Here is a 25,184-nt window from a genome sequence, read left to right as displayed (position 1 = left end):
TATAAAATTTATATGCGCTTTTATATCTTCGGAAAAAATTATATTTGTAATAAACCAAAATTATGAAAACAATAGACGATTTTAATTTTAAAGATAAACAGGCTTTAATTCGTGTAGATTTTAATGTGCCACTAAATGACGATCTAAAGGTTACCGATACCAATCGTATAGAAGCTGCCAAACCTACTATTTTAAAAATATTAGAAGATGGTGGTAGCGTTGTGTTGATGTCTCACTTAGGGCGCCCAAGTGGTAAAGAATCTAAATTTTCTTTAAAAAATATCGTAAGTAAAGTTTCTGAAATTATTGGCGTAGAACCAAAATTTGTAGAAGATTGTGTAGGTGCTGAAGTAAAAAAGGCAGCTGACGATTTAGAATCTGGAGAAATACTATTGCTTGAAAATTTACGTTTCCATGATGAAGAAAAAGCAGGAGACGAAGAGTTTGCTAAGCAATTATCAGAACTTGGGGACATCTATGTAAACGATGCGTTTGGTACGGCACATAGAGCACATGCTTCTACCACAATAGTGGCTAAGTTTTTTGAAGACAAATGCTTCGGGTATTTATTAGCAAAAGAAATCAAGAGCTTGGATAAAGTATTAAATAGTAAAGAGAAACCAGTAACTGCAGTTTTAGGTGGAGCCAAGGTTTCTTCTAAGATTACTGTTATTGAAAACATTTTAGATGCCGTAGACCATTTAATTATTGGTGGTGGTATGACGTATACTTTTATCAAAGCACAAGGTGGCCATATTGGTAATTCTCTTGTAGAAGACGATAAGCAGGAATTAGCTTTAGATATTTTGAAAAAAGCAAAAGAAAAAGGAGTGCAGGTTCACCTTCCTGTAGATTCTATTATTGCAGATAGTTTTTCAGAACAGGCAAGTACGCAGGTAGAAGCTGTAGATAACATTCCAGATGGTTGGATGGGATTAGACGTAGGTCCAGAAACATTAAAGCATTTTGCAAATGTTATTGCTGAATCTAAGATTATCCTTTGGAATGGACCATTAGGGGTTTTCGAAATGGAAACTTTCGCTAACGGAACAATTGAGCTAGGAAAAGCGATTGTTGAAGCTACTAAAAATGGAGCATTCTCTCTTGTTGGAGGTGGAGATTCTGTTGCAGCAGTTAAACAATTCGGTTTTGATGATAAAGTAAGTTATGTTTCTACCGGTGGTGGAGCAATGTTAGAGATGCTAGAAGGTAAATCGTTACCGGGTATCGAAGCAATTAGTAAATAATAAAAAGGAACTATCCTTAAATATTTTAAATCTCGATTTTCGAGAAAATAAGGAATACTTTTTGATCATATATTATTTAGTTCAAGAACCTCGAAACTCATTTTCGAGGTTCTTACTTAGAAGTAATGATTAAAAATTTTTACAATTAATAATTCCTAAATAAGGTAAACAGGATCTTATATATGAAGAAGCAAGTATGTTTATTACTGGTGTTATTTGCAGTATTTGCTGTGAATGCTCAACAGAAAGAAAAATCTAAAAAGCAGGTTGAAAAAGCTAATTTTAGAGTTCAGATTTTTCAAAAAGTAGATAGCACAGAGATTATACTTGCAGATCCAGATCCAGAATTTCAGCAAAAATTACCTATTTCTGCAGTAATAAGGGATTCTTCTAAAGTATCGTTATCAGATTTGCCACAGGCTGCTAAGATTGATTCGGTTTGGCGTGTAGAGCTTACCAGTTCAGATCTTTTCGAAACCATGCAAAAATCTATTGCAGAACAGGATTACGAGCAGGTAGTTTTCGATGATTTACCAACAGATACGCTAAAAGCCCGTTTGGCTCATTTAAATTCAAGAACGCCTTTCAACATAGAATATAATCCAAGTTTAGAAAGCGTTATCAAAATGTATTTAAAGCGCAATAAACACGCTATGGAGCGCTTAATGGCACTTAGTGATTACTACTTTCCAATGTTTGAGCAGGAATTGGATAAATATGATATTCCGCTAGAACTTAAATACCTGGCTATAGTAGAATCGGCTTTAAATCCAAGAGCAAAATCTCGAGTTGGTGCTACCGGATTATGGCAATTTATGTTTACCACAGGGAAAATGCACGATTTAAATGTAAGTTCTTATGTAGATGAAAGGATGGATCCTTTAAAAGCTACAGAGGCTGCCGCACAATATTTATCTAGACTTTACAAAGTTTTTGGAGATTGGGATTTGGTACTGGCATCTTATAACTCTGGTCCTGGTAACGTTTCTAAAGCAATTCGAAGAAGCGGTGGTTCTACCGATTACTGGGAAATAAGAAGGTATTTACCAAGAGAAACGGCAGGCTATGTTCCTGCATTTTTAGCAACACTCTACATCTTTGAGTATGCTGAAGAGCATAATTTTCAACCAAAACGACCTGAGATTCCTTATTTTCAAACAGATACTATTCAGGTTAAAGAAATGTTGACCTTCGATCATATTTCAAAAGTAAGTGGTGTAGATAAAGAGTTATTACAGTTTTTAAATCCAAGTTATAAGCTGGACATTATTCCTTTTGTAGAGGATAAAAATTATGTGGTTCGCTTACCTAGAACAAAAACGGGAGCTTTTGTAAATAATGAAGCTGCAATTTATAAGTATGCCGAACAGGAAATTGCCAATAAAGAAACCTTACCCAAATATGTAGAAACCGAAGATCGTATTCGCTATCGCGTACGAAGCGGTGATTATTTAGGAAGAATTGCAGAAAGGCATGGAGTAGGAGTGAGTAGTATTAAGCGCTGGAATAATTTAAGAGGAAATAATATTAGAGTAGGCCAATACCTAACGATATATCCAAGAAAACCAGTTACACAAACAGCTAGTGCAACGGCAACTAAGAGCGCTAAGAGTACAGGAAAAAAGAATACTAAAGTTTATATTGTAAAGCAAGGAGACTCGTTATGGAGTATTTCTAAGAAGTTTCCTGGCGTTACGGTACAGAATTTGAGGACATGGAATGATATGAGCAGTACACGCCTTAAACCAGGTATGAAAATTAAGGTGTCTAAAGGCTAATAACCAAACTTAAATTCAATCCAGAATCATGAAAAAACTAGTATTCCTCGCATTATCATTCCTAACGATTTTATCCTGTAAAGACAAATCTGAAAAACCAGAACAACGAATACTAGCAGATTCTTCTGGAAATATCAATCAGTTAACTGTAATTATGGATAATGGCTTGTGGGAAGGCCAGGTTGGTGATGCAGTAAGAGATTATCTTGCAGCGCCGGTAGAAGGTTTACCGCAGGAAGAACCGTTATTTAGTTTAAGTCAGATCCCGCCAGAAACCTTTTCTGGTTTTGTACGTCGTAGCAGGATTTTTCTAAAAGTAGAGAAAGGCACCGATAGCCTGGCGATCATGAAAGATGAATTTGCAACTCCGCAAACAGGGATTGTAATTAGCGGCCAAAGTCAGCAGCAAATTATTGACAGAATTAAAGCATCTTCAGATAGTATTATTGATGTTTTAAAAGCTACAGAAATTAAAGAAAAGCAACGAAGAATAGGAAAATCCATAGAATCTGATGAAGATTTAGAAGAAGCCTTTGGTGTTTCCCTGAAATTCCCAACGGCTTACAGATACGCCGCGAAAGAGGACGATTTTATTTGGATAAGAAAAGAAATTCCTAAAGGTTTGATGGAAATTCTAGTATACGAAGTTCCGTTAAGCACCATCGATAATGACTCTAGCGTAATCGCGAATATTGTAAAAATGCGTGATAGTATAGGCGAAAAATATATTCCTGGTCCGGTGGATGGAAGTTATATGATTACAGAAGAAGCTTATGCGCCTTATTTATTTGAAACTAAAATAGATGGTCATTTTGCGTATGAAACTCGTGGAACCTGGGAGGTTAACAACGCTTTTATGGCGGGACCTTTTGTAAATTACGCGATTAAGGATGAAGAAAATAATCGTTATATAATTGCTGAAGGATTTATCTTTAGACCAGCCAGCAGCAAGAGAGATCACGTATTTGAGCTGGATGCAATTTTAAAAACACTTCAATTCAAAGATAATTAGGAAGTAAAAAAAACACAGCTATAAAAAAAGCCCGTTCAATTAAGAATGGGCTTTTTTATTAAATATTTTTAAGACTACTTAGTGTCTTCAACTTTTTTAGCGTCTGAAGCGGAGTTTGTTGTAGGCTCTTCATCATCCTTAGAGGCATCTTTAAACTCTTTAATTCCACTTCCTAATCCTCTCATCAATTCAGGGATTTTTCGACCTCCAAATATCAGTAAAACCACGATTACAATTAGTACAATCTGTGGCGCTCCTATAGCTAATGGTAAAATAAATGCATTCATAACTCAGTATTTATATTACAAACTTAACAAGAATAAACCAATATTAGCGTTAATATCTGTGTAAAATACATAAGGTTTATTAATTGAATAACTCATAAAGCAGAAATTTATTAATTAAAAACTATAGATTGTACTTCAAAATTTAGTCTTTCATAATTTAAAATAAATACGAAATTATTAGGAAGCATAAATTTTCCAGTATCTTTGTTTAAGGTTTTATGTATGTCGAAAAAGAAAAAAAATAAGAAAAAGTTCACCAAAAAGCTTCTTCATAAATACCGAATGGTAATTTTAAATGAAGATACTTTTGAAGAGCGATATTCATTAAAATTAACTCGATTAAATATTTTTGTTTTTGTAACAACGAGTGCAATTTTATTGGTGGCGGCTACAACATTTATTATTGCATTTACACCATTAAGAGAATATATTCCAGGCTACTCTTCGCCTAAATTAAAAGAGCAAGCAGCTCAACTTGCTTATAGAACAGATTCTTTACAAAATGTTTTAAAACTGAATAATCAGTTCTTAGGATCTATAAAAGGAGTTTTATCGGGAGATTTACAAACCTCAAATCTTAATAAAGATTCGATTATTAAATTTTCTCAGGATAACCCCGAAGTTGAAGTAATCCCGCCATCAAAAGCAGATAGTTTGTTAAGAGAAGAAGTAGCCTTAGAAGATAAGTATAACATTTTACCGGGAGCTACAGATAATATCGATTTTTCGCTGTTTCCTCCGGTTAAAGGAAATATTTCTGAAGGGTACAATGCAGAGGATAAACATTATGCCGTAGATGTTGTAGTGGCCCGAAATTCGCCAATAAAATCTGTTGCAGAAGGTCGAGTAATATTTTCTGAATGGACTACAGAAACCGGTTACGTGATTATAATAAAGCATGATTATGGTCTAATATCTGTCTATAAGCACAATGCTTCTTTAACTAAAGAACAGGGTGATTTTGTGAAAGCTGGAGAAGTAGTTGCCACTGCCGGATCTACCGGAGAATATACCACAGGTCCTCATCTACATTTTGAATTATGGAATGAAGGAAATCCTGTAAACCCAACCGATTATATTGATTTTGAATAGCTTATGTCATTAAAGTCTTTTGCTGCAAAAATATTCGCTAAAACTGTAAAAAAGAAAATGGATGCCTGGTCGGCTAGTCCTATAGAGACCCAGCATAAAATTTTCCAGGAACTTATATTAAAAGCGAAAAATACCGAATTTGGAAAAGATCATCATTTTGAGAATATAAAAACTCATAAAGAATTTATCCAGAATGTGCCGGTAAGAGATTACGAAGCCTTGCGATCTTATGTAGATAAAATGGTAGCGGGGCAAGAGGATATTTTATGGCCTGGCAAGCCGTTATATTATGCAAAAACTTCTGGGACGACCAGTGGCGCAAAATATATTCCTATTACCAAGGAGAGTATGCCAACGCATATTGAAGCGGCACGAAATGCGATTCTCTGTTATATCGCCGAAACCGGAAATTCGAAGTTTGTAGATGGTAAAATGATTTTTCTACAGGGGAGCCCAGAGCTTACCGAGAAAAACGGAGTGAAATTAGGGAGATTATCGGGAATTGTGGCACATTACGTACCGGGGTATCTTCAGAAAAACAGAATGCCAAGTTGGGAAACCAATTGTATCGAAGATTGGGAAACGAAAGTTGATGCCATTGTCGAGGAAACTCGAAATCTAAATATGACAGTAATCAGCGGAATTCCAAGCTGGGTGCAGATGTATTTTGAAAAGCTTCAACAGAAAACCGGTAAAAAAGTAGGTGATATTTTTAAGAATTTCGATTTATTTATCTACGGAGGCGTAAACTACGAACCTTACCGTTCAAAATTTGAGAATTTAATCGGAAGAAAAGTTGATAGCATAGAATTGTATCCTGCTTCGGAAGGGTTTTTTGCCTTTCAGGATAATCAGCAGGCTAAAGGAATGTTGCTTCAGTTAAATAGTGGTATTTTTTACGAGTTTATTAAGGCTGAAGAATTTTTTGATGAAATCCCACAACGATTAACTATTGGAGAAGTAGCACTAGGGGTAAACTATGTGATGATCATTAGCAGTTCTGCCGGATTATGGGCTTATAATGTTGGTGATACGGTACAGTTTACCAGTTTGAAGCCATATCGATTGATGGTTTCAGGAAGAATAAAGCATTATATTTCTGCTTTTGGAGAACATGTTATTGCGAAAGAAGTAGAAGAAGCAATGCAAGTCGCTTCAGAAAAAACAGGCGCAAGAATTAACGAATTTACGGTTGCACCACAGGTAAATCCTTCAGCAGAAGAATTGCCTTATCACGAGTGGTTTATTGAGTTTGAAAAAGAACCCGAAGATATTACGAAATTCAGGGATAGTTTAGATCAATCACTTCAGCAGCAAAATTCCTATTATTTCGATTTAATTGAAGGGAATATTTTGCAACCTGTAAAGGTCACTAAAATACCGAAAAACGGTTTTCAGGAATATATGAAATCGATTGGGAAATTAGGTGGACAAAATAAATTACCAAGGCTTTCTAACGATCGTAAAATAGCTGAGGTTTTAGAAAAGATAATTAAGAAATAAAAAGTATAGAATTTGAAATTAGAAGGTAGAACAAGAGCACAGGAAAGTACCAACGCCATCGAGCGTATGTACATTACTATGAGACATTTGTTTAATCGTGGTTTTTACAAACCGATGGGTGTTTCTGGAGAAACATTGCGAGAAGGTTTATTGGCTTTACGGCCAGAAATTTATGGTTCTGTTGCAGAAGATAAAGCAGAATTAAATGGATTATTATACGTTTTAGAGCGTCTTCCTATAGGTATTGAACAATGTCGCTATATTAATCTTACTAGTGACGAAGGTTATGGAGATTCACATTTTCAGCCAATTGTTCCGCCTAAACGTCGTAGAAATTGCTACCGTATCGACGAGGAGCAGATGAATATTGAAATTACCAGAGGAAGATCTGAGATCTATGATATATTAACGCACCTTACTTTTCTCTTTGTAGAATCTCATAAAATTATGAGACGCGTAGTTATCGATGAAGATGGTAGTGTTACTAGAGATTGGAAGAAGTTAGAAGCTGTTGTACTTTCTAAAGAAGAAATTGATAAATCTGAACGGGAGGTTGCGCTTACCCACGCTGCAAATATTTTAGGTCGAACCTTTTACGAAGTTTCTACAATTTACCCTAAGTTTTCTACCCGAGAGAATCCAGAGCAGTTTTTGCATATCATCTATTGGATGGGGAAACTGGCGATCGAAGAAACAGTAAATAACGATAAAAGAATTATCACGTTCAGTCCGATTTTAAGAGAGCGTTTAGGACATCATATTCATGGTGAAGTTTGGGCAGATAAGATTAAAAGAAGTCTCGTAGATAGTGATTTGGTACAGCGTCCTATCCATATAATAAGCGCAAACATGCATAGTGTAATGAATACGCTTTATGCTCCTTTAGCGCTTAAAAATGAGATCAAGAAAAAAGATATTCTTCAGGTTTACGAGATGCTGAGTGATTCTTCCAGCGGTAATGTGCGCCAAAAAGTATCGAAAATGGCGTTATCTAGCGGGATGAGGTTTTTGGAAGATGAAAGCGGTACCAATATCGATGTTCAGATTTTTGATACAGCGATGCTGGAAGAAGGCTTTAGAAACGAAAACTTCAAAAGCTTAAAAGAAGAAGAGAAGCCTGTAATTATAGTTATGGATTATGCATTTGGTGAGCAGGCTTACGAAACGATGGACGAGCTTTTGAAGCCTTATATTCTTGATGGTAAAGAAATAAAGATGAATGTAAGATCGGTTTCCATTATGGGTAAAGCTGGTATTTTGGAAGGTGGTAAAGGAGATATTATGATTCCTTCGGCACATATTTTTGAAGGTACAGCAGATAATTATCCTTTTAAAAATGAACTTAAAAAAGATGATCTAGAAGGCCACGGAATAAAAGTAGTGGATGGTAGCATGATTACCGTTTTAGGTACGTCACTTCAAAATAGAGATATTCTTAAGTTTTTCCATGATTCTACCTGGAATGTAAGCGGATTAGAAATGGAAGGCGTGCATTATCAAAAAGCAATTCAGGCTGCAAGTAAGCTTAGAAAAAGTATTGCTGAAGATGTACAGGTTCGATATGCCTATTATGCATCAGATAATCCGTTAGAAACGGGAAGTACATTGGCGTCTGGCGGTTTGGGAACTACTGGAGTAAAACCAACCTATTTAATTACTGAAAAGATATTAGAGCAAATTTTTAATTCTTAGGGCGCTAGTGCTTAACTTGTAACTGAGAGAAGAATTTTATAGAAGTCAATACAAAACAAATGGGCAAAACTGTATTAATTACAGGAGCAGCAGGATTCTTGGGATCACATTTATGTGATAGATTTATAAAAGAAGGATATCGTGTTTTAGGAATGGATAATCTTATCACTGGTGATATTCGAAATATAGAACATCTATTTAAGAACGAGAATTTCGAGTTTTATAATCATGATGTTACTAAATTTATCCATGTGCCCGGTAAGCTAGATTATATTTTACATTTTGCATCTCCTGCCAGCCCAATTGATTATCTAAAAATTCCTATCCAAACATTAAAGGTTGGTTCTCTAGGAACACATCATTGTTTAGGTTTAGCAAAAGAGAAAGGCGCTAGAATTTTGATTGCTTCAACTTCAGAAATTTACGGTGATCCTTTGGTACATCCGCAATCTGAAGATTACTACGGAAATGTAAACACCATAGGTCCAAGAGGAGTTTATGATGAAGCAAAACGTTTTCAGGAATCATTAACGATGGCTTATCATCGATTCCACGGAATGGAAACAAGAATTGTTCGAATTTTTAACACCTATGGTCCCCGGATGCGCTTAAACGATGGGCGCGTTATTCCTGCGTTTATTGGGCAGTCTTTAAGAGGTGAGAATTTAACCGTTTTTGGTGATGGTACGCAAACAAGATCCTTTTGCTATGTAGACGATCAAATAGAAGGAATTTATAGACTATTACTCAGTGATTACAGTCAGCCAGTAAATATTGGTAATCCGGATGAATTAACCATTAATGATTTTGCTGAAGAGATTATAAAGCTCACCGGTACAGACCAAAAAATAGTTTATAAGAAACTTCCTAAGGACGATCCTATGCAAAGACAGCCGGATATTACACGGGCGAAGGAAATTCTTGGCTGGGAACCAAAAGTTAGTAGAGAAGAGGGCATGCGCATCACTTATAATTACTTCAAAAATCTATCTAAAGAAGATCTACTGAAAAAAGAGCATAAGGATTTTAGTAAGCATAATCGCCGATAAAATCAGTTTTAAGCACTAATTAATGTAACAACGCAATTAATTTCTTCATCTGAAGTTCAAAATCGAAATATTTTGCTGCGGTTTTTCGTATTCTTAATTGATTTTTTGTAGAAATTATATCAGAATTTAAATGATTAAGTTGTGTATTTAAAGCATGATAGTCTTCAGGAGCAATAGTATAGCCTAATTCGTATTTTGCAACAAGATCTCCACCTTCGCCACCCGCAAAATATATAGTGGGGATGCCCAATTTTGCATATTCAAATATTTTTGAAGGAACTGATCCATAAATACGTTTTACAAGCGGAACGATGGTGAAATCATATTTCAATAATTCAAGATGTAATTCGGTACGGTCTAATTTACCGTGGTAAAAAATAGGTAAATGCTTATTTTTAGCGATATATTCTTCTATTTTTTGCTTTTCGGCTCCATCTCCATAAATATGAAATTCAATAGTGCTGTAATCTAATTTTGTACATAATTTATAAATTCCCTGTGCCATACCTACTAAGCCCGCATAAACAATTTTGATTTTTGAATTTGGCTCGTTATTAGTTCTTTCCTGAATTTCGGGAATCTCAAATTCTGGATAATTTCGATATAGAAATGTTTTTTTCGGAGTTGATTTTTGATAGATATGAGCAATTATTTCTTCACTTTGTCCTAGAATAATATCTGCTCTTTTATAAATTATGCTTTCAATTTTTTCTAGGCATTTATAGGTGAAATTACGTTTAAAAGCGCCTAGTTCTAGTCCAGCAAGTGGCCATAAATCACTAATGTTTACTATTAGATCTTTTTTTTTGTTTTTCAGAAATAATACGCAGGTAAATGCCACTAAAAGTGGGGGAGATTGTATCACAACTTTGCTAGGTAATTTATGAGTGGCAAAGAATAATAATAAACTTATGCTATAAGAAAGCATGGCTAAAAGCCGAAAAAGAATATTCTTAGAGTTACTCGCAAAAATCCAAAGTCGATAAATTTTAAGATTATTTTCTTCAGCGATATCTTTCCATTTTCCTTTGTAAGCAGGGAAAACCTTTCCGGTAGGATAATTGGGTAAAGGTGTAATCACAGAAACCTTAAAATTATTAGCTTCGAAGCCTTTCGCCAACGAATAGATTCGGTTTGAGGCTGCTCCGGTTTCTGGAGGGAAATAACTGGTAATAATACAAACTTCTTTCTGCACTAGAGCTTAAAGATTTCAATTAAAGAAGCCGTTATTCGATCGGCTGTTTTTCCATCCCATAATATGGGAATTTGACCTTTTTTCCGCTTATTATTCTGAATATTATCAATTTCCTTAGTAATCTTTTCTAAATCAGTTCCAACCAAGACATTGGTACCAATTTCGCAGGTTTCAGGGCGTTCTGTGTTTTCACGTAATGTAATACAAGGTACATTTAGCACGGTAGCTTCTTCTGTAATTCCGCCAGAATCGGTAATAATTCCTTTGGCATATTTTACTAAAAAATTAAAGGATAAATATCCTAAAGGATCGATTAAATAAAGGTTTTCAATTTCAGAAAGTTCTTTATCCAACATTTTGAAGGTTCGCGGATGCACCGGAAAAATTAGCGGCAATGGATAAATTAAGGAAGCAATTTTAGAAATGATAATGGTCAATTTTTCTTTTGAATTTACATTTCTAGGACGGTGCATTGTAATTACAAAATAATTGTCATTTTTTAATTTTGCTTTTTCCCAAATGGGAGGCTGTTTCAAATTTGCTTCATGAGCTCTTAAGGTATCGATCATTATATTTCCAACAAAAAATATCTTTTCGTTATCGATACCCGATCGTTTAAGGTTTTGATTGGCGTAATGAGAAGTGGTAAAATAATAGTCGGTTAAGCTATCGGTTACAATTCGATTAATTTCTTCTGGCATAGCTAGATCTCCAGAACGTATCCCAGCTTCTATATGAGCAACTTTGCAACCCTCTTTTTTAGCCACAATGCTGCAAGCCATGGTAGAATTAACATCGCCAACGACAATTACCAAATCACACGGATTTTCTAAAAGCTCTTTTTCAAAAGCAATCATTATTTTTCCGGTTTGCTCGGCTTGGGAGCCACTCTTTACATCCAGATTAGTATCTGGAAAGGGAATATTTAATTCTTCGAAAAAAGTGTCACTTAAATTTTTATCGTAATGTTGCCCGGTATGCACTAACCGAAATGTGATAGGAAATCCTTCTTGCTGTCTTTTTTTTATTGATTTGATAAGCGGTGCAATTTTCATAAAATTGGGTCGAGCACCGGCTATTATAGTAATTTTCATGGCTATTAATTATTGACAAAAGACGAAAATTGCTTTAGTTTTCCACTTTTAGAACGCTTTAACTCCTCCTTTTTCTCGAAAGTTATTTGAAGGTTGGGTTCTAAATAAGTTTTTATTTTATCTTTAATTTGTTGCTTCTTTTTTTCTGATAGCGTTTGATTGGCAACATACAAAACTTTAAAGCTATCTAGCGACTTTTGATGAATTACAAATTCTTTTACATTACCGTCGTTTTCGATAATACTTTTGGTAACATAGTAAAATGATAGTCCGGCTGCTTTTTTACCACTCGGTAACAATACCACATCGCTAGTTCTACCTGTAAGTTCCTTTAAAATGGTATGTTTCGCTTTGCTTTTTTCTGAAAGAGTACCAACATCTCCAATTTCGTATCGTATAAAAGGATGGGCTCTATTGTAAAGAGATGTTATAACGAGTTTACCTTTTTTTCCTAAGGGCAAAGCCCTATTATTTTCATCCAAAACTTCAACAAAAAGAGTTTCTTCATTTATTCTCCAATCATTCTCTCGATTTTGGAAGGCAATAATGTCGAGTTCTGAAGCGCCGTATTCGTTAATCACTGGCAAACCAAAAGATTTTTCTATAATTTTTTTATCTTCTTGAAAAAGAATTTCAGAAGTTGTAATGCACAATTTTAATTTTGAACACTTGTCTTTTAATGTAATTCCTTTTTTATCCAAAAACTTAGCAAATAAAAGAATTGCGCTGGTGTAGCCATAGATATACTCAAAATTCTGCTTTTGTAATTTCACAAGGTATTTTTCCAACATAACGTCACTGAGATCGAAAACAGGAAAACGATAGCGATTACTAAGCAAATCTTTTAAACGTCCTTTGCAATAGCCTAAAATATCGTATGGGATACCATAAAATCGTGCTTGCCTTGAATTTTCTAAAGAAATATTGTAATGTGAATAACAGCGTTCTATTACAGACCAGGTAAAAGCATGGCATAATTTATCTTTAGCAAAAGCGAAGGGATGTCCACTACTGCCCGAAGTTTTACCTATATAGGTATTTTTTAAATTAAATCCTTTACTAAGTCTATCGTTAAGAGGTGTTTGAAGGTCTTTCTTAGTCATGATAGGAATATCCTCCCAATTTTCTATAGACCGATCCCCAATGAAATTTTCATAAAATTCATTATTCTTTAAATGATAATTTACAATTTCACGCTTTTTCTTTGCTATAAAGTTTTGATAATCTTCTTCAGGAATTCTCTCAATCTCGTCAAGCATCTTACGAGCCTGATTTACAGGGAATTTATTGAGTTGAAGCGAAAGTTTAAACCAGTCCAAAACTTATCGGTGTTTTTTTCTTTGATTTTATTGGTGCTTCAATTTACAAACAATTATTTTTGAAGTCCAAAATAAATAATTCTTAAAAATGAAAATCTTAATACTAGGTTCAGGTGGTAGAGAGCATACTTTTGCTTACAAGATTGCACAAAGTCCAAAATGCGAAAAACTATATATAGCTCCCGGAAATGCCGGAACCTCAAATGTTGGGGAAAATGTGAGCCTAAATGTAGGAGATTTTTCCGGTATTAAAGATTTTATTCTTGAAAAAAATATAGACTTATTGATTGTAGGACCAGAAGATCCTCTGGTAAAAGGAATTACTGATTTTTGTAAGCAGGACACTCAATTAAAAAAGCTTTTAATAGTAGGTCCTTCCAAACGCGGAGCATTGTTAGAAGGAAGCAAGGAGCGCGCTAAAGAGTTTATGCTAATTCATCAAATTCCAACTGCTGCTTACGAGAGCTTTACGATAGAAAGTTTAGAGGCAGGAAAAACCTTCTTAGAAACCTTAAAGCCACCTTATGTTCTTAAAGCAGATGGTTTGGCTGCCGGAAAAGGCGTGTTAATTCTTAATGATCTTGCTGAAGCTAAAGCTGAATTAGAGAATATGCTGAAGAACCAAAAGTTTGGTGAAGCCAGCGCAAAAGTAGTGATCGAGGAATTTTTGGATGGTATAGAACTCAGTGTTTTTGTTTTGACAGACGGTAAAAACTACAAAATTTTACCAACAGCAAAAGATTATAAACGAATAGGTGAAGGCGATACCGGTTTAAATACAGGGGGAATGGGAGCAATCTCACCAGTACCTTTTGCAGATGCGCAGTTGATGCAGAAAATCGAAGAGCGTATCGTTAAACCAACCGTAGATGGTCTTGCTGAAGAAAATATAGATTACAAAGGATTTATTTTTATCGGTCTTATTAAAGTTGGAGATGAACCTTATGTGATCGAGTATAATGTAAGAATGGGCGATCCTGAGACTGAAGTGGTTTTACCAAGAGTAGAATCAGATTTAGTTGAAATGTTAGCTAAAGCAGCAGAAGGAAAACTCGATGAGGTAAACTTAGAGATCGACGATAGAGCAGCTACAACCGTAATGTTAGTTTCTGGAGGTTATCCTGAAGCTTACGAAAAAGGTAAAGAAATCACGGGTATCGAGAATGTAGAAGATGCAATTGTTTTTCATGCAGGGACTACATCAAAAGATGGTAAAGTAGTAACTAACGGTGGTCGAGTAATTGCAGTTACAGCTTTTGGAGAAGATTATAAACAGGCACTAAAAAAATCTTACCAAAATGTAGAAAAGCTACAATTTGATAAGATGTATTTTAGAAAAGATCTAGGATTCGACTTAGATTAACCTAAGTACGGTTTAGATCTTGTGTTTTCGTCATCAGCGTCTTGGAATATTTTAAGTTGCTTACACCAGTAGGCAAATGCAATCATTCCAATGATAATAAATACAAAGTTGATGGCGTTAGCACCCCACCAGGTGTCTAGTTCCAAGGAACGTAACCAGTCTAGTGGCTTAAGAAGAACTTCTTCAAACAGCCATGCGATTCCATTAAAAAATTCATTCATCGTTTAACATTGTTAGTTTAACACTACAAAAATAGAAAAAAGAGCAATGCTAACAAGCTTTTTTGCCAAATCAAAGCCAATAAATATTGCGCTTGTCATCTTATTGCTCGCTGGATTTTTTATTTCAGCAAATTTTCAGAACTGGTTTTTGGATTTCGAGATCCTTAAATTTTTCAAGATTCTTGGGGTTTTCTTATCCTTAATGTTCGCGCTTTTTTTACTGAATTTTGTTGCTAAAAAGAACGATTTAACGCAGCGAAGCGCATATAAGGTTTTGCTATTTTCGGTGTTTTGTGCTTCTTTTTCTTCGTTGCTGAAAGATTATAATATTATCATTTCAGCAACATTAATTTTATTGGCTTTACGACGTATTATAAGTTTGAAGTCACAAATCTCCGTTCAAAAAAAGATTTTTGATGCAGGGTTATGGATTTGTATTGCTTCGCTCTTTTATTTTTGGTCAATTTTATTTTTACTAATCGCTTTCGTAGGAATTGTTATCTACAGTCCCAGACCAAAAAACTGGCTAATTCCTGTAATTTCCGCGGTTTGTGTATATATAATTTACTGTTCTATTCATCTTTTGGTTAAAGATCAGTTCTATTTATTTTCTGATTGTTATCAGGCATATAATTTCAATTTTTCCAATTATCAGTCCTTTAAATTTCTAACACCTATTAGTATTATTCTTGCACTTACTGTATGGTCGTTAGTTTATTATTTTTCTATAATTCAGAAAGCCGGTGTAAGTCTTAGGCCTTCTTTAAATCTAATTTTATTTACCTTAATTATAGGAATTTCAGTAGGTATTTTGGCTCCAAGTAAGAATGGTAGTGAATTGATCTTTTTCTTTATTCCGCTTAGTATTATTGTTTCAAATTATTTTGACACTGGTAGGGATAAGATCTTTAGAGAAATATTGCTAATCATTTTGATTTTAATGCCTTTCGGCGTTTTATTTATTCAGGATTAATACAAGAGAGTACATTTTTTAAGAGTCATAGATTTTATAATATCTTTGCAATTCATTTTATAATATTCAATAAAAACGTCTATTATTTCAATTTTCTAATATTAATGGCGTTTTAAACTATTTAGTTTTAAAAATCAATATAATGTTTACAGATAAAGCAAATAAGATCTTTCAGGAAGTGATTGAAAAATATCATGAAATGGACAATGTAGATCAGCCTTTTACAAATCCATACGATAGTGATACACAACTTATCGAGCACCTTCTTTATAGAAAATGTTGGATAGATACGGTACAATGGCACTACGAGGATATCGTAAGAGATCCAAATATTGATCCTATTGCTGGTTTGAAATTGAAACGACTTATTGATGCATCAAACCAGGATCGTACCGATACGGTAGAGTATATTGATAGCTATTTTCTTGAAAAGTATAAAGATATAGCACCTAAAGAGCATGCGACGATTAATACAGAAAGCCCTGCTTGGGGAGTAGACCGGTTATCGATTCTAGCGCTTAAGATATATCATATGCACGAAGAAGCAACTCGCGAAGATGCTTCAGATGCACATAGAGAAAAATGCCAGGCAAAATTAGATGTTTTGGTAGAGCAACGAGTAGACCTTTCTTCAGCAATCGATCGTTTTTTAAAGGATATTGAAAGCGGAGATAAATACATGAAAGTCTATAAACAGATGAAAATGTATAATGATGATGAATTGAATCCGGTTCTAAGAAATAAGTAAACAAAAATGAGCACTAAAGATCTACATATTCCAGAAGTGAATAGAGAGAAAAGTGCTCATGTTCTTGCTATTCGATTATCAGCAATGGGAGATGTTGCCATGACGGTTCCGGTTATTCGGACTTTTATGGCGACTTATCCTAATTGCAAAATTACATTTCTCACCCGGCCTTTCTTTGCGCCAATGTTTAAAGGAATCCCCAATATCGAGATTTATAAAGCCGATGTAAAGGGCGAGCATAACGGGGTGATGGGATTGGGAAGATTGGCTAGAGAATTGAGGAATCATGAGATCGAAATGGTTGCTGATCTTCATAATGTACTTCGCAGTAATGTATTAAAATCGGTTTTTTATTTATACGGAATTCCGGTAAAACAAATTGATAAAGGTAGAGCTGAAAAAAAGAAACTCACCCAGGAAGACCACAAGCGATTTAGGGAATTAAAAAGCACCCACCAACGCTATGCTGATGTTTTTACTGAATTAGGTTTTCCGCTCGATTTTAGCAATCATGTTTTCCCAGAGAAGCAGCAAATTCCGACGAAAATCGATGAAATTGTATCGAATTCTTCTAAAAAATACTTGGGAATAGCACCTTTTGCACAACACGACTCTAAAGTGTATCCAGCAGATTTGATGGAAAAAGTTCTTGAAAAGTTGAATACTGAAGATAACACTCAGATCTTTTTATTTGGTGGAGGAAGTGCAGAAACCAAGAAACTACAATCCTGGGAAAAGCAATTCGAGAATTGTATAAGCGTCGCCGGACTTTTATCTTTTGAAGAAGAGCTGGCATTAATCTCCAATCTTGATGCGATGCTTTCTATGGATAGCGGAAACGGGCATATGGCAGCTATGTATGGGATACCTGTAGTTAGTATTTGGGGTGTTACGCATCCATTTGCTGGTTTTAAGCCTTTTGGGCAGCCTTTAGAAAATTCTTTAATTCCAGATTTAGAAAAATTCCCCAAGATTCCTACTTCTATCTACGGAAATAAATATCCAGAGGGTTATGAGTTTGCCATTAGAACGATTACACCGGCGAGAGTCGTAAAAAAAATAAATTCAGTATTAAATTAACTGAATATCCGTAATGAATCATAATAAGCTTTCGTCACCCTGAACTTGATTCAGGGTCTCATTCACAAGACAATGTTTTTCAATACCCTATGAGATTCCGGATCAAGTCCGGAATGACGAAAATAAATAATTATTAAAGATTACGGATAATCAATTAAATTAAAAATAAAAGGCCTTTAGAATCAACTAAAAGCCTTTTTATATTTCATTCTATAAATAAAGATTAAACATCATCGTAATCTACTTTGATATTAGTAGTAAGCGGATGTGCCTGGCAGGTTAAAATTAAGCCTTCTTCAATTTCATCATCTGTTAGAATCTGATTTTTACGCATTTCAGCTTTACCTTCAGTAATTCTGGCAATACAGCTACTGCAAATTCCGCCTTGGCAAGAATATGGAACATCAAGATCCTGTTCCAATGCAGCGTCGAGGATAATATCGTTTTGATTCATCACAAAACTTGTTTCCTCATCATCCACTAAAATAGTGATTTGAGACTGTCCTTCCAGATTTGCTTCTACTTCTCCGGTATCATTGCTGGTAAAGAGTTCGTAATAGATATTTTCTTCAGCAATATCATTACTAGTCAGTACTTCGCTAACGTGATTAATCATTTCTTCCGGGCCGCATAAATACACCGCATCAAAAGGATGATCTTTAAATTTATTCTTCATCACAAAATTTACCGTACTAGTTTCTATACGGCCAAAATGTGCATTATCCTGTCGTGCTCTACTAAATACAAATTCTACAAATAAACGATCTGGATAAGTTGCCTGAAGATCTAATAGCTCTTTAAAAAAGATGGTGTCTTCTGGAGATTTATTTCCGTAGGTAAGGATAAAGCGGCTATGAGTTTCCTTGTTAAGCACCGTCTTAATAATCGATAAAATAGGAGTGATCCCGCTTCCTGCAGCAAAAGCCGCATAGTTTTTGGAAGTTTCAGAAGGTTCTAGAATAAATTTTCCTTCAGGTGGATGAACCTCTAACGTGTCTCCTGCTTTTAGGTTATTGTTAGCCAATACAGAAAACTTACCGCCTTCTACCTCTTTAACTGTTACTTTAAAATCTTGCGAATCTGGAGCTGAACAAAGCGAATAGGCTCTTCTTAGTTCTTTACCTTCAACGTCTGCTTTAATCGTGATATATTGTCCTGCTTTGAATTTGAATTCTTCTTTCAATTCAGCCGGAATCTCAAAGGAAAGACTTACCGCTTGTTCAGTTTCCCTAATTACTTCCTTTATTTTCAGTTTATGAAATGTACTCATCAAAAAATAATTTGTCTGCAAAAATACAAAGTAAGCTGCGTTTTAAAAGACATAAAATTTAAAAATACATACCTAAGTATTTTATGCATAAGAATATTATGTATATTTATTGAAGAAATAATAGCGCTTAAATGTCAAATTCGAAGTTATACAAAGGAAGTTTATCTACGATTATCCTAAAGCTTTTAGCTGAAAGTGATAAAATGTATGGCTATGAAATTACTCAGAAGGTAAAAGAAATTACCCAGGGAGAATTAAAGATAACCGAAGGTGCACTTTATCCGGCACTGCATAAGTTAGAAGCTGATGGATTTTTAGAAGTTGAGGTAAAAAAAGTAGATAATCGTCTTCGGAAATACTACAAGCTTACCGAGGCCGGAAATAAAGAGAAGGTGAATAAAATCAATGAATTGGAGCAATTTATAGAAAATATACAAGGGATCATAAATCCTAAATTCAGTATTTAAGATGTTAATAATGAACTTTTTAATAGAAGAATTCTTCTGCAAATGTCACTAATTTATGAGAAAAGTGAATCAAAATCAAACAGCTAGACTGTACCGCTTTACTCGCGAGCATTTTGTAGAATATTATGATGTGCAAACCGAGTTGGTAGATCATTTAGCATCTGCTATAGAAGAAAAATGGAAGATCAATCCTGAGTTGGAATTTGAAGAGGCGCTTCAGCAAGAATTTAAAAAGTTTGGTGTATTTGGCTTTTTAGAAGTTGTGGAGGCACGACAAAAAGCGATGACAAAAATTTACTGGAATTTCGTCTTAAACGAAGCTTTAACTTTCTTAAAACTACCGAGGGTTCTACTAGTTCTTGGTATAGTTTCCTTTATATTCTGGAGCCTTACAAAGCTAGAGTTCGGGAGAATTATAATTGGCTCTATTGTTCTCTTGGAAATGATTCTTCTTTTATACCAACTTATTAAACTGAACCGTGAGAAGAAAAAACGGGCAAAAAGGGATGAAAAAATATACCTTTTAGAAGATATGATTTCCAATATTGGCCAAATTGGGGCAGTATCATTTTACCCAGGGTATTTGCTAATTCATTTTGATAAAATTCTTCCGATAGATATTGGATCGATTATTATTGCACTACTGATCGCATTTTCGTTTGTAATCCATTATGTAGCAGTAGTTGTACTTCCTTCAAGAAAAGAAGAAATCTTATTAAAAACATATCCCGAGCTTAAGTTAAATTATTAGATCGCCTGTAACAAAAATCTAAATTTAGACACAAGTAAGTAAAGCATTCTTTTTATGATTGGTAAATTACTCAGCTTAGAGTGGAAATCTTTTACTCGTAGCGCTAGTTTTGGAAAAAGCCTTGGGGTTAAAATTCTACTTGGTTTTTTGGGGCTCTATTTCGCAGTTATTTTTTTAGGAATTGGTGTTGGCTTACATCCTTTTCTAAAAGAAATGTATCCAGATGAAGTTCCTCTTTTAAAATTCAATGAATTTGTGCTGGCTTGGCTCGGGTTCGAATTGATTTTTAGATTTTTTTTACAGAGCTTACCGGTGCTTAAAATCAAGCCTTTACTTCTTCAGGATATAAGAAAAAAGAAGTTAGTTGATTTTGTACTATATAAATCACTATTTTCTTTCTATAATCTTTTTCCAATACTTTTCTATGTGCCATTCGCTATTATGAATGGAGTAAAATCAGATTACAGTACCATCTCACTTTTAGCGTGGTGCGCAGCAATGCTTTTTTTCAGTTTTTCTTTAAACTTTTTAAACTTCCTTATTAAAAAGAAATTCGCTGAGAATATTAAATCTTTTTTGCCATTTATCTTTTTGATTTTGGTCTTAGCAGGCTTAGAATATTTTGATATTATTTCGTTAGGGGAACAATTTGGACTGTTTTTGAACTTTCTATTAGAAATGCCTTATTTGGCAGTACTACCACTACTACTTTGTATAGGTTTGTTTATGCTGATTCGAAATATTCTTCTTGATAAATTTTATCTGGATGCTGGTTTAAAAGCTAAACAGCAAGTGGCTAAATCTCAGGATTTTGAATGGACTAAGCGTTTTGGTGATATCGCTCCTTTTCTTCAGTTAGATATGAAAATGATTTGGCGAAATAAACGGCCTAGAACAACCGTGTTTCTATCTTTTATCTTTTTGCTATATGGCTTGATGTTTTTTACGAATTCAGCATTCGAAAAAATAAGCATTATGCCGGTTTTTGCAGGAGTGTTTATGACAGGTATGTTTATAACTAATTTTGGACAGTTTATACCAAGTTGGGATTCTTCGTATTACCAAATGATAATGGCTCAAAATATTCCTATGAGAAAATATCTTGCTTCTAAAGCAGCATTACTTAGCTTCAGTATTATTGTCCTTACAATTTTAAGTACACCTTATCTTTACTTTGGGTGGAATGTGATGCTGATTATCGTGATGTGTGCTTTGTATAATCTAGGTGTTAATGTTCCATTTTTAATATTTATGGGATCGCTTAATAAAAAAAGAATCGATCTGGAAAAAAGTCCTGTGATGAATTATCAGGGAATGGGCGCAGCACAATGGATTATGGCATTGCCGATTTTATTTGTCCCACCGGGAATTTTTTACTTATTCTTTAAATTATTCAGTTATAATATTGGGCTTCTGGCGTTGGGAATTTTAGGAGTTATCGGACTTTTACTTCGGAATTACCTGATGGATAAAATCACACTTCAGTATAAAAAGAAAAAGTATATTATGATTCACGGCTTTAAACAAACTGATGCATAGAACTTAGCTAAGTAAAAAAGCAACTCAAGAATCAATTTAAAGCGAAAGCATATTCAATCTCGATAACCGAGTAAATAAAATAGTATGATAACAGCAACCAACCTCTCGAAAGTATATAACGGTACTAAAGTTTTAGATATCGACCATTTAGAAATTCCACAAGGACAAAATTTTGGATTAGTAGGAAATAACGGCGCCGGAAAAACCACATTCTTTAGTATGTTACTAGATTTAATTCGGCCAACTTCAGGTAGTATTTTTAATCATGAAATTACCGTAAACGAAAGTGAAGATTGGAAGCCATTCACTTCATCCTTTATCGATGAGAGTTTTCTAATAGGATATCTTACGCCTGAAGAGTATTTCCATTTTGTGGGCGAACTTCGCAATCAAAACCGAGCTGATATTCAAAGTTTTTTGAAACAATTTGAAGAATTCTTCAACGGTGAAGTTATTGGGCGTTCAAAATATCTTCGCGATTTATCTAAAGGAAACCAAAAAAAAGTAGGTATTGTAGCCGCTTTAATTGGTGAACCAAAAGTGGTGATTTTAGATGAACCTTTTGCGAATTTAGATCCTAGTACCCAAATTAAGCTGAAAAAAATTATTAAAGAACTTTCTGAATTTTCAGGAACTACCGTATTAGTTTCCAGTCATGATCTTATTCACGTAACTGAAGTTTGTGAGCGGATTGTAGTTTTAGATAAAGGGGCAATTGTTCGCGATATTAAAACTTCAGAAGCAACCTTAAAAGAATTGGAAACCTACTTTTCGGGAAACACGGCACCACAAGAAAATATAGAACCTGTAATAAAAGAAGACACCGAAAATACTGTGGAATAGACTCTCTATCTTCCTAATTTGAATCGCAAATCTTTGTATTTGTAAAAAGAAACTTATTTTTACACACTAAACGTGGCGTAACTGAGTTATGATGGTATTAAGAAAGGGTTGATTTTGAGGAGATTTACACAAGTTTTTTTCATAGCTCTTCTTCTTGGAGCAGTAATTTCCTGTTCTCGTAAGAAGGATAATTTTATTAGCCGAAGCTGGCACTCGGTTACTGCGGAATATAATACGCTTTATAACGGGAATCTGGCTTTAGAAGCCGGGCGTAAAGAACTCAACCAAAATTATAGTGATAATTATTGGGATTTGCTACCTATCGAGCGTATGCAGATCGACGAAGAAATTTTGCTACCCGATAGCGTAAGAAATCAAAATTTTGGGATAGCAGAACAAAAAGCAGCAAAGGCCATCCAGCGGCATTCGATGTTAATCGGTGGGAAAGAAGAAAATCCACAAATAGATGAAGCTTATATTCTACTTGGGAAAGCTCGCTATTACGATCAACGTTTTATTCCTGCCTTAGAAGCTTTCAACTATATTTTACAAAAGTATCCTGCGAGTAATAGTATTAGAACGGCCCAAATTTGGCGAGAGAAAACCAATATTCGGTTAGAAAATAACCGGATTGCCATCAAGAACTTGCAGCGGATTCTTGATAATGCACAATTCGAAGATCAGGAATATGCCGATGCCAAAGCTGCGATGGCGCAAGCGTATATTAATCTTCAGCGTCCAGATAGCGCACTTGCGCCTTTAACTACCGCTGCCAATTTCACCAAAAAAGATGAAGAAAAAGGACGTTATTACTTTATTATCGGCCAGTTATATAACTTATTAAACCAGCCAAAAAACGCTAATCTTGCTTTTGATGAGGTTATTGATTTAAATCGAAAGTCACCTAGAATTTATATGATTAATGCCTATATCCAAAAGGCAAGAAATTTCGATCCTGAAGAAAATGACGATCAACAACTAAAAGAATTGTTGACTGATCTAGAGGAAGATCGTGAAAATCGACCTTTTTTAGATAAAATTTATTTTCAGATTGGCGAATATTACAATCAGCGTGATTCTGTAGATACAGCAATAACCTATTATAACAAGTCGCTTAGAACGCCAGGAAGCAGCGATCAATTTTTAAGATCAATTAATTATGAAATTCTGGCCAATATTAATTTTGATCGTTCAGAATATCAAACGGCTGCAAGCTATTTTGATAGCACACTATACGAAATGCCTGCTAATTTAAGGGAATATCGAACGATAGAGAAAAAGCGTAAAAATCTAGATGATGTTATTTTCTATCAGGCGATTGCGAATAAAAACGATAGTATCTTAAATCTTATCGATTTACCGAGAGAAGAACAAATTGCATATTATACGAAGTACACCGATAAGCTTAAAGAGGATTATAAAAAAGAAATAGAAGCAGGCAAAACTGAAGAAGCTTTAGCTTTGAATAATGCCGGTCCCGGAGTTCCAGACGTTAGTCTTCCCGGCGGAGAAAATACCAGCAATTTTTATTTTTATAATGAAAGCCGAATCGCAAGAGGCGCACGCGAATTTTTAAAAGTTTGGGGAAACCGAAAACTAGCTGATAATTGGCGTTGGATGGCATCAGGAAATACCGGTGCAATTGCAGCTAATGAAGAAGAATTGGATGAATTTGATTTTTCTAGTGATCCAAGATTCGACCCGGCAACTTATGTAGATAAACTGCCAACCGATAACTTGGTTATCGATAGTCTTTATAAAGATCGAAACTACGCCTATTACCAATTGGGTCTTATTTATAACGAGAAATTTGGCGAATATCAATTAGCAACAGACAAATTAGAAGCATTGTTGGCCAGCGATCCCGAAGAGCGATTAATTTTACCTTCAAAATATAATCTTTACAAAGCTTACGGTAGATTAAATATGAATGCCAAGCAAGAGACAATGAAAAATGATATTGTGTTTAGTTATCCTGATTCGCAATACGCTATTTTTATTCAGAATCCTCAGCAATTAGCTTCAGGAGAAAGTTTGGCACAAAGGAGTTACGAAAAGACTTATGGCTTGTACGAAGATCAAAAGTTTGCTGAAGTAATTTCAGAAAGTAATAAATTTATCACCCGATATTCTGGCGAAGAAATTATTCCGAAGTTTGAATTGCTAAAAGCGATGGCTATAGGAAGACTTAGAGGTTTGCAAGAATACCGAAAAGCACTTAGCTATGTTTCTTTAACTTATCCGCAATCTGCAGAAGGGGAACAGGCAAAAAACATGATAAATGGTAGTTTACCTAGATTAAGCAGGCTTCAGCTTCAGGAAGATAGTTTAGCTACCAATTACAAACTCATTTACCAGTTTAAAAGTGAAGATCGAGAGGCTGCGCTTGCGCTTCAGCAAAAAATTGATTCCGCTTTGGTAGATTTAGAGTATACTAGTTTTTCTACTTCTATAGATATTTATACTGAAGAAACTATTTTTGTGGTTGTGCACGGTTTGCAGGATCGAATACGAGCTTTAGGTTTGGGAGAATTATTGCGAGAAAATGATGAATATGAGTTAGAAAATGATTTTATTGCGATCTCAACAAGCAATTATAGAGTAGTTCTTTTAAAGAAAAAATGGGATGATTATTTACTCAATAATATCTAGCTCTAGCCC

General features: G+C 34.7%; 22 protein-coding genes. 16 read left to right on the top strand and 6 right to left on the bottom strand.

Features of this window, described 5'->3' with window-relative positions:
- Positions 1 to 62: 62 nt before the first annotated feature.
- The 3 genes from QWY91_RS13570 to QWY91_RS13560 all read left to right on the top strand — a co-directional run bounded on the left by QWY91_RS13570 (position 63) and on the right by QWY91_RS13560 (position 4,037).
- Positions 63 to 1,247 (top strand): phosphoglycerate kinase, encoded by a 1,185-nt coding sequence (locus QWY91_RS13570; RefSeq protein ID WP_290235961.1) that lies wholly within the window; start codon positions 63 to 65, stop codon positions 1,245 to 1,247.
- A 182-nt stretch (positions 1,248 to 1,429) separates the two neighbouring features.
- Positions 1,430 to 3,025, top strand: coding sequence for a lytic transglycosylase domain-containing protein (locus QWY91_RS13565; protein WP_290235959.1), 1,596 nt, complete (start codon positions 1,430 to 1,432; stop codon positions 3,023 to 3,025).
- A 28-nt stretch (positions 3,026 to 3,053) separates the two neighbouring features.
- Positions 3,054 to 4,037, top strand: coding sequence for a DUF4837 family protein (locus QWY91_RS13560; protein WP_290235958.1), 984 nt, complete (start codon positions 3,054 to 3,056; stop codon positions 4,035 to 4,037).
- 74 nt (positions 4,038 to 4,111) lie between these two features.
- Here the strand turns inward: QWY91_RS13560 and QWY91_RS13555 are convergent, their stop codons facing one another.
- Positions 4,112 to 4,324: a twin-arginine translocase TatA/TatE family subunit gene (locus tag QWY91_RS13555; RefSeq protein WP_290235956.1), complete on the bottom strand. Its 213-nt coding sequence runs from the start codon at positions 4,322 to 4,324 to the stop codon at positions 4,112 to 4,114.
- 222 nt (positions 4,325 to 4,546) lie between these two features.
- Between QWY91_RS13555 and QWY91_RS13550 the strand changes: the two genes are divergently transcribed.
- The 4 genes from QWY91_RS13550 to QWY91_RS13535 all read left to right on the top strand — a co-directional run bounded on the left by QWY91_RS13550 (position 4,547) and on the right by QWY91_RS13535 (position 9,660).
- Entirely contained in the window at positions 4,547 to 5,416 is an 870-nt protein-coding gene (locus tag QWY91_RS13550; protein ID WP_290235954.1) for a M23 family metallopeptidase, read from the top strand.
- Positions 5,417 to 5,419: 3 nt separating this feature from the next.
- A complete protein-coding gene (locus QWY91_RS13545) occupies positions 5,420 to 6,919 on the top strand; it encodes a GH3 auxin-responsive promoter family protein (protein ID WP_290235952.1) in 1,500 nt (499 codons plus the stop codon).
- Between the two features lie 66 nt (positions 6,920 to 6,985).
- Positions 6,986 to 8,611 carry a DUF6909 family protein gene (locus QWY91_RS13540; protein ID WP_386270420.1) on the top strand — a complete coding sequence of 542 codons (1,626 nt, stop codon included), beginning with the start codon at positions 6,986 to 6,988 and terminating at the stop codon, positions 8,609 to 8,611.
- 59 nt (positions 8,612 to 8,670) lie between these two features.
- A complete protein-coding gene (locus QWY91_RS13535) occupies positions 8,671 to 9,660 on the top strand; it encodes a UDP-glucuronic acid decarboxylase family protein (protein WP_290235949.1) in 990 nt (329 codons plus the stop codon).
- 19 nt (positions 9,661 to 9,679) lie between these two features.
- Here the strand turns inward: QWY91_RS13535 and QWY91_RS13530 are convergent, their stop codons facing one another.
- Genes QWY91_RS13530 through QWY91_RS13520 form a run of 3 tightly spaced genes read right to left on the bottom strand, consistent with a single transcriptional unit; the run spans position 9,680 to position 13,268 of the window.
- Positions 9,680 to 10,855, bottom strand: coding sequence for a glycosyltransferase family 4 protein (locus QWY91_RS13530; RefSeq protein WP_290235947.1), 1,176 nt, complete (start codon positions 10,853 to 10,855; stop codon positions 9,680 to 9,682).
- On the bottom strand, positions 10,855 to 11,949 hold the full coding sequence (wecB, locus tag QWY91_RS13525) for a non-hydrolyzing UDP-N-acetylglucosamine 2-epimerase (protein WP_290235945.1): 1,095 nt from the start codon (positions 11,947 to 11,949) through the stop codon (positions 10,855 to 10,857). Before wecB ends, QWY91_RS13530 begins: the two co-directional genes overlap by 1 nt.
- Before the next feature lie 5 nt (positions 11,950 to 11,954).
- A complete protein-coding gene (locus QWY91_RS13520; protein WP_290235943.1) occupies positions 11,955 to 13,268 on the bottom strand; it encodes a phenylacetate--CoA ligase family protein in 1,314 nt (437 codons plus the stop codon).
- A gap of 88 nt (positions 13,269 to 13,356) precedes the next feature.
- Between QWY91_RS13520 and purD the strand changes: the two genes are divergently transcribed.
- Complete coding sequence (gene purD / locus QWY91_RS13515; RefSeq protein WP_290235942.1) at positions 13,357 to 14,631, top strand: phosphoribosylamine--glycine ligase; 1,275 nt, start codon at positions 13,357 to 13,359, stop codon at positions 14,629 to 14,631.
- Here purD and QWY91_RS13510 read toward each other — a convergent pair.
- A complete protein-coding gene (locus tag QWY91_RS13510; RefSeq protein WP_290235940.1) occupies positions 14,628 to 14,852 on the bottom strand; it encodes a DUF6341 family protein in 225 nt (74 codons plus the stop codon). The two genes, purD and QWY91_RS13510, sit on opposite strands and share 4 nt — an antisense overlap.
- Before the next feature lie 46 nt (positions 14,853 to 14,898).
- Between QWY91_RS13510 and QWY91_RS13505 the strand changes: the two genes are divergently transcribed.
- The 3 genes from QWY91_RS13505 to QWY91_RS13495 all read left to right on the top strand — a co-directional run bounded on the left by QWY91_RS13505 (position 14,899) and on the right by QWY91_RS13495 (position 17,653).
- Positions 14,899 to 15,825 carry a DUF6427 family protein gene (locus QWY91_RS13505; protein ID WP_290235938.1) on the top strand — a complete coding sequence of 309 codons (927 nt, stop codon included), beginning with the start codon at positions 14,899 to 14,901 and terminating at the stop codon, positions 15,823 to 15,825.
- A 142-nt stretch (positions 15,826 to 15,967) separates the two neighbouring features.
- A complete protein-coding gene (locus QWY91_RS13500) occupies positions 15,968 to 16,573 on the top strand; it encodes a DUF4254 domain-containing protein (protein ID WP_290235936.1) in 606 nt (201 codons plus the stop codon).
- A 6-nt stretch (positions 16,574 to 16,579) separates the two neighbouring features.
- The gene (locus QWY91_RS13495; protein ID WP_290235934.1) at positions 16,580 to 17,653 is read left to right on the top strand and encodes a glycosyltransferase family 9 protein; all 1,074 of its coding nucleotides are present in this window, start codon (positions 16,580 to 16,582) and stop codon (positions 17,651 to 17,653) included.
- Positions 17,654 to 17,876: 223 nt separating this feature from the next.
- Here the strand turns inward: QWY91_RS13495 and QWY91_RS13490 are convergent, their stop codons facing one another.
- Positions 17,877 to 18,923 carry a ferredoxin--NADP reductase gene (locus QWY91_RS13490; protein WP_290235932.1) on the bottom strand — a complete coding sequence of 349 codons (1,047 nt, stop codon included), beginning with the start codon at positions 18,921 to 18,923 and terminating at the stop codon, positions 17,877 to 17,879.
- Positions 18,924 to 19,054: 131 nt separating this feature from the next.
- Between QWY91_RS13490 and QWY91_RS13485 the strand changes: the two genes are divergently transcribed.
- The 5 genes from QWY91_RS13485 to porW all read left to right on the top strand — a co-directional run bounded on the left by QWY91_RS13485 (position 19,055) and on the right by porW (position 25,175).
- A complete protein-coding gene (locus QWY91_RS13485) occupies positions 19,055 to 19,390 on the top strand; it encodes a PadR family transcriptional regulator (RefSeq protein ID WP_290235930.1) in 336 nt (111 codons plus the stop codon).
- Between the two features lie 55 nt (positions 19,391 to 19,445).
- Positions 19,446 to 20,141: a hypothetical protein gene (locus QWY91_RS13480; protein WP_290235928.1), complete on the top strand. Its 696-nt coding sequence runs from the start codon at positions 19,446 to 19,448 to the stop codon at positions 20,139 to 20,141.
- 54 nt (positions 20,142 to 20,195) lie between these two features.
- Positions 20,196 to 21,680 carry a DUF5687 family protein gene (locus QWY91_RS13475; RefSeq protein WP_290235926.1) on the top strand — a complete coding sequence of 495 codons (1,485 nt, stop codon included), beginning with the start codon at positions 20,196 to 20,198 and terminating at the stop codon, positions 21,678 to 21,680.
- 84 nt (positions 21,681 to 21,764) lie between these two features.
- The gene (locus tag QWY91_RS13470) at positions 21,765 to 22,523 is read left to right on the top strand and encodes an ABC transporter ATP-binding protein (RefSeq protein WP_290235924.1); all 759 of its coding nucleotides are present in this window, start codon (positions 21,765 to 21,767) and stop codon (positions 22,521 to 22,523) included.
- Between the two features lie 114 nt (positions 22,524 to 22,637).
- Positions 22,638 to 25,175 (top strand): type IX secretion system periplasmic lipoprotein PorW/SprE, encoded by a 2,538-nt coding sequence (gene porW, locus QWY91_RS13465; protein WP_290235922.1) that lies wholly within the window; start codon positions 22,638 to 22,640, stop codon positions 25,173 to 25,175.
- The last annotated feature ends 9 nt before the right edge of the window (positions 25,176 to 25,184 follow it).

The sequence above is a fragment of the Zunongwangia endophytica genome (genome assembly GCF_030409505.1).
In the GTDB taxonomy this organism is placed as follows: domain Bacteria; phylum Bacteroidota; class Bacteroidia; order Flavobacteriales; family Flavobacteriaceae; genus Zunongwangia; species Zunongwangia endophytica.
Note: the sequence above shows the minus strand (reverse complement) of the source record. Positions and strands in the feature narration are given on the sequence as shown.

Excerpts from the sequence above, each read along its gene's own strand:
- QWY91_RS13570 (WP_290235961.1), top strand. The coding sequence starts at position 63 with ATGAAAACAATAGACGATTTTAATTTTAAAGATAAACAGGCTTTAATT.
- QWY91_RS13565 (WP_290235959.1), top strand. The coding sequence starts at position 1,430 with ATGAAGAAGCAAGTATGTTTATTACTGGTGTTATTTGCAGTATTTGCT.
- QWY91_RS13560 (WP_290235958.1), top strand. The coding sequence starts at position 3,054 with ATGAAAAAACTAGTATTCCTCGCATTATCATTCCTAACGATTTTATCC.
- QWY91_RS13555 (WP_290235956.1), bottom strand. The coding sequence starts at position 4,324 with ATGAATGCATTTATTTTACCATTAGCTATAGGAGCGCCACAGATTGTA.
- QWY91_RS13550 (WP_290235954.1), top strand. The coding sequence starts at position 4,547 with ATGTCGAAAAAGAAAAAAAATAAGAAAAAGTTCACCAAAAAGCTTCTT.
- QWY91_RS13545 (WP_290235952.1), top strand. The coding sequence starts at position 5,420 with ATGTCATTAAAGTCTTTTGCTGCAAAAATATTCGCTAAAACTGTAAAA.
- QWY91_RS13540 (WP_386270420.1), top strand. The coding sequence starts at position 6,986 with ATGTACATTACTATGAGACATTTGTTTAATCGTGGTTTTTACAAACCG.
- QWY91_RS13535 (WP_290235949.1), top strand. The coding sequence starts at position 8,671 with ATGGGCAAAACTGTATTAATTACAGGAGCAGCAGGATTCTTGGGATCA.
- wecB (WP_290235945.1), bottom strand. The coding sequence starts at position 11,949 with ATGAAAATTACTATAATAGCCGGTGCTCGACCCAATTTTATGAAAATT.
- purD (WP_290235942.1), top strand. The coding sequence starts at position 13,357 with ATGAAAATCTTAATACTAGGTTCAGGTGGTAGAGAGCATACTTTTGCT.
- QWY91_RS13510 (WP_290235940.1), bottom strand. The coding sequence starts at position 14,852 with ATGAATGAATTTTTTAATGGAATCGCATGGCTGTTTGAAGAAGTTCTT.
- QWY91_RS13505 (WP_290235938.1), top strand. The coding sequence starts at position 14,899 with ATGCTAACAAGCTTTTTTGCCAAATCAAAGCCAATAAATATTGCGCTT.
- QWY91_RS13500 (WP_290235936.1), top strand. The coding sequence starts at position 15,968 with ATGTTTACAGATAAAGCAAATAAGATCTTTCAGGAAGTGATTGAAAAA.
- QWY91_RS13495 (WP_290235934.1), top strand. The coding sequence starts at position 16,580 with ATGAGCACTAAAGATCTACATATTCCAGAAGTGAATAGAGAGAAAAGT.
- QWY91_RS13490 (WP_290235932.1), bottom strand. The coding sequence starts at position 18,923 with ATGAGTACATTTCATAAACTGAAAATAAAGGAAGTAATTAGGGAAACT.
- QWY91_RS13485 (WP_290235930.1), top strand. The coding sequence starts at position 19,055 with ATGTCAAATTCGAAGTTATACAAAGGAAGTTTATCTACGATTATCCTA.
- QWY91_RS13480 (WP_290235928.1), top strand. The coding sequence starts at position 19,446 with ATGAGAAAAGTGAATCAAAATCAAACAGCTAGACTGTACCGCTTTACT.
- QWY91_RS13475 (WP_290235926.1), top strand. The coding sequence starts at position 20,196 with ATGATTGGTAAATTACTCAGCTTAGAGTGGAAATCTTTTACTCGTAGC.
- QWY91_RS13470 (WP_290235924.1), top strand. The coding sequence starts at position 21,765 with ATGATAACAGCAACCAACCTCTCGAAAGTATATAACGGTACTAAAGTT.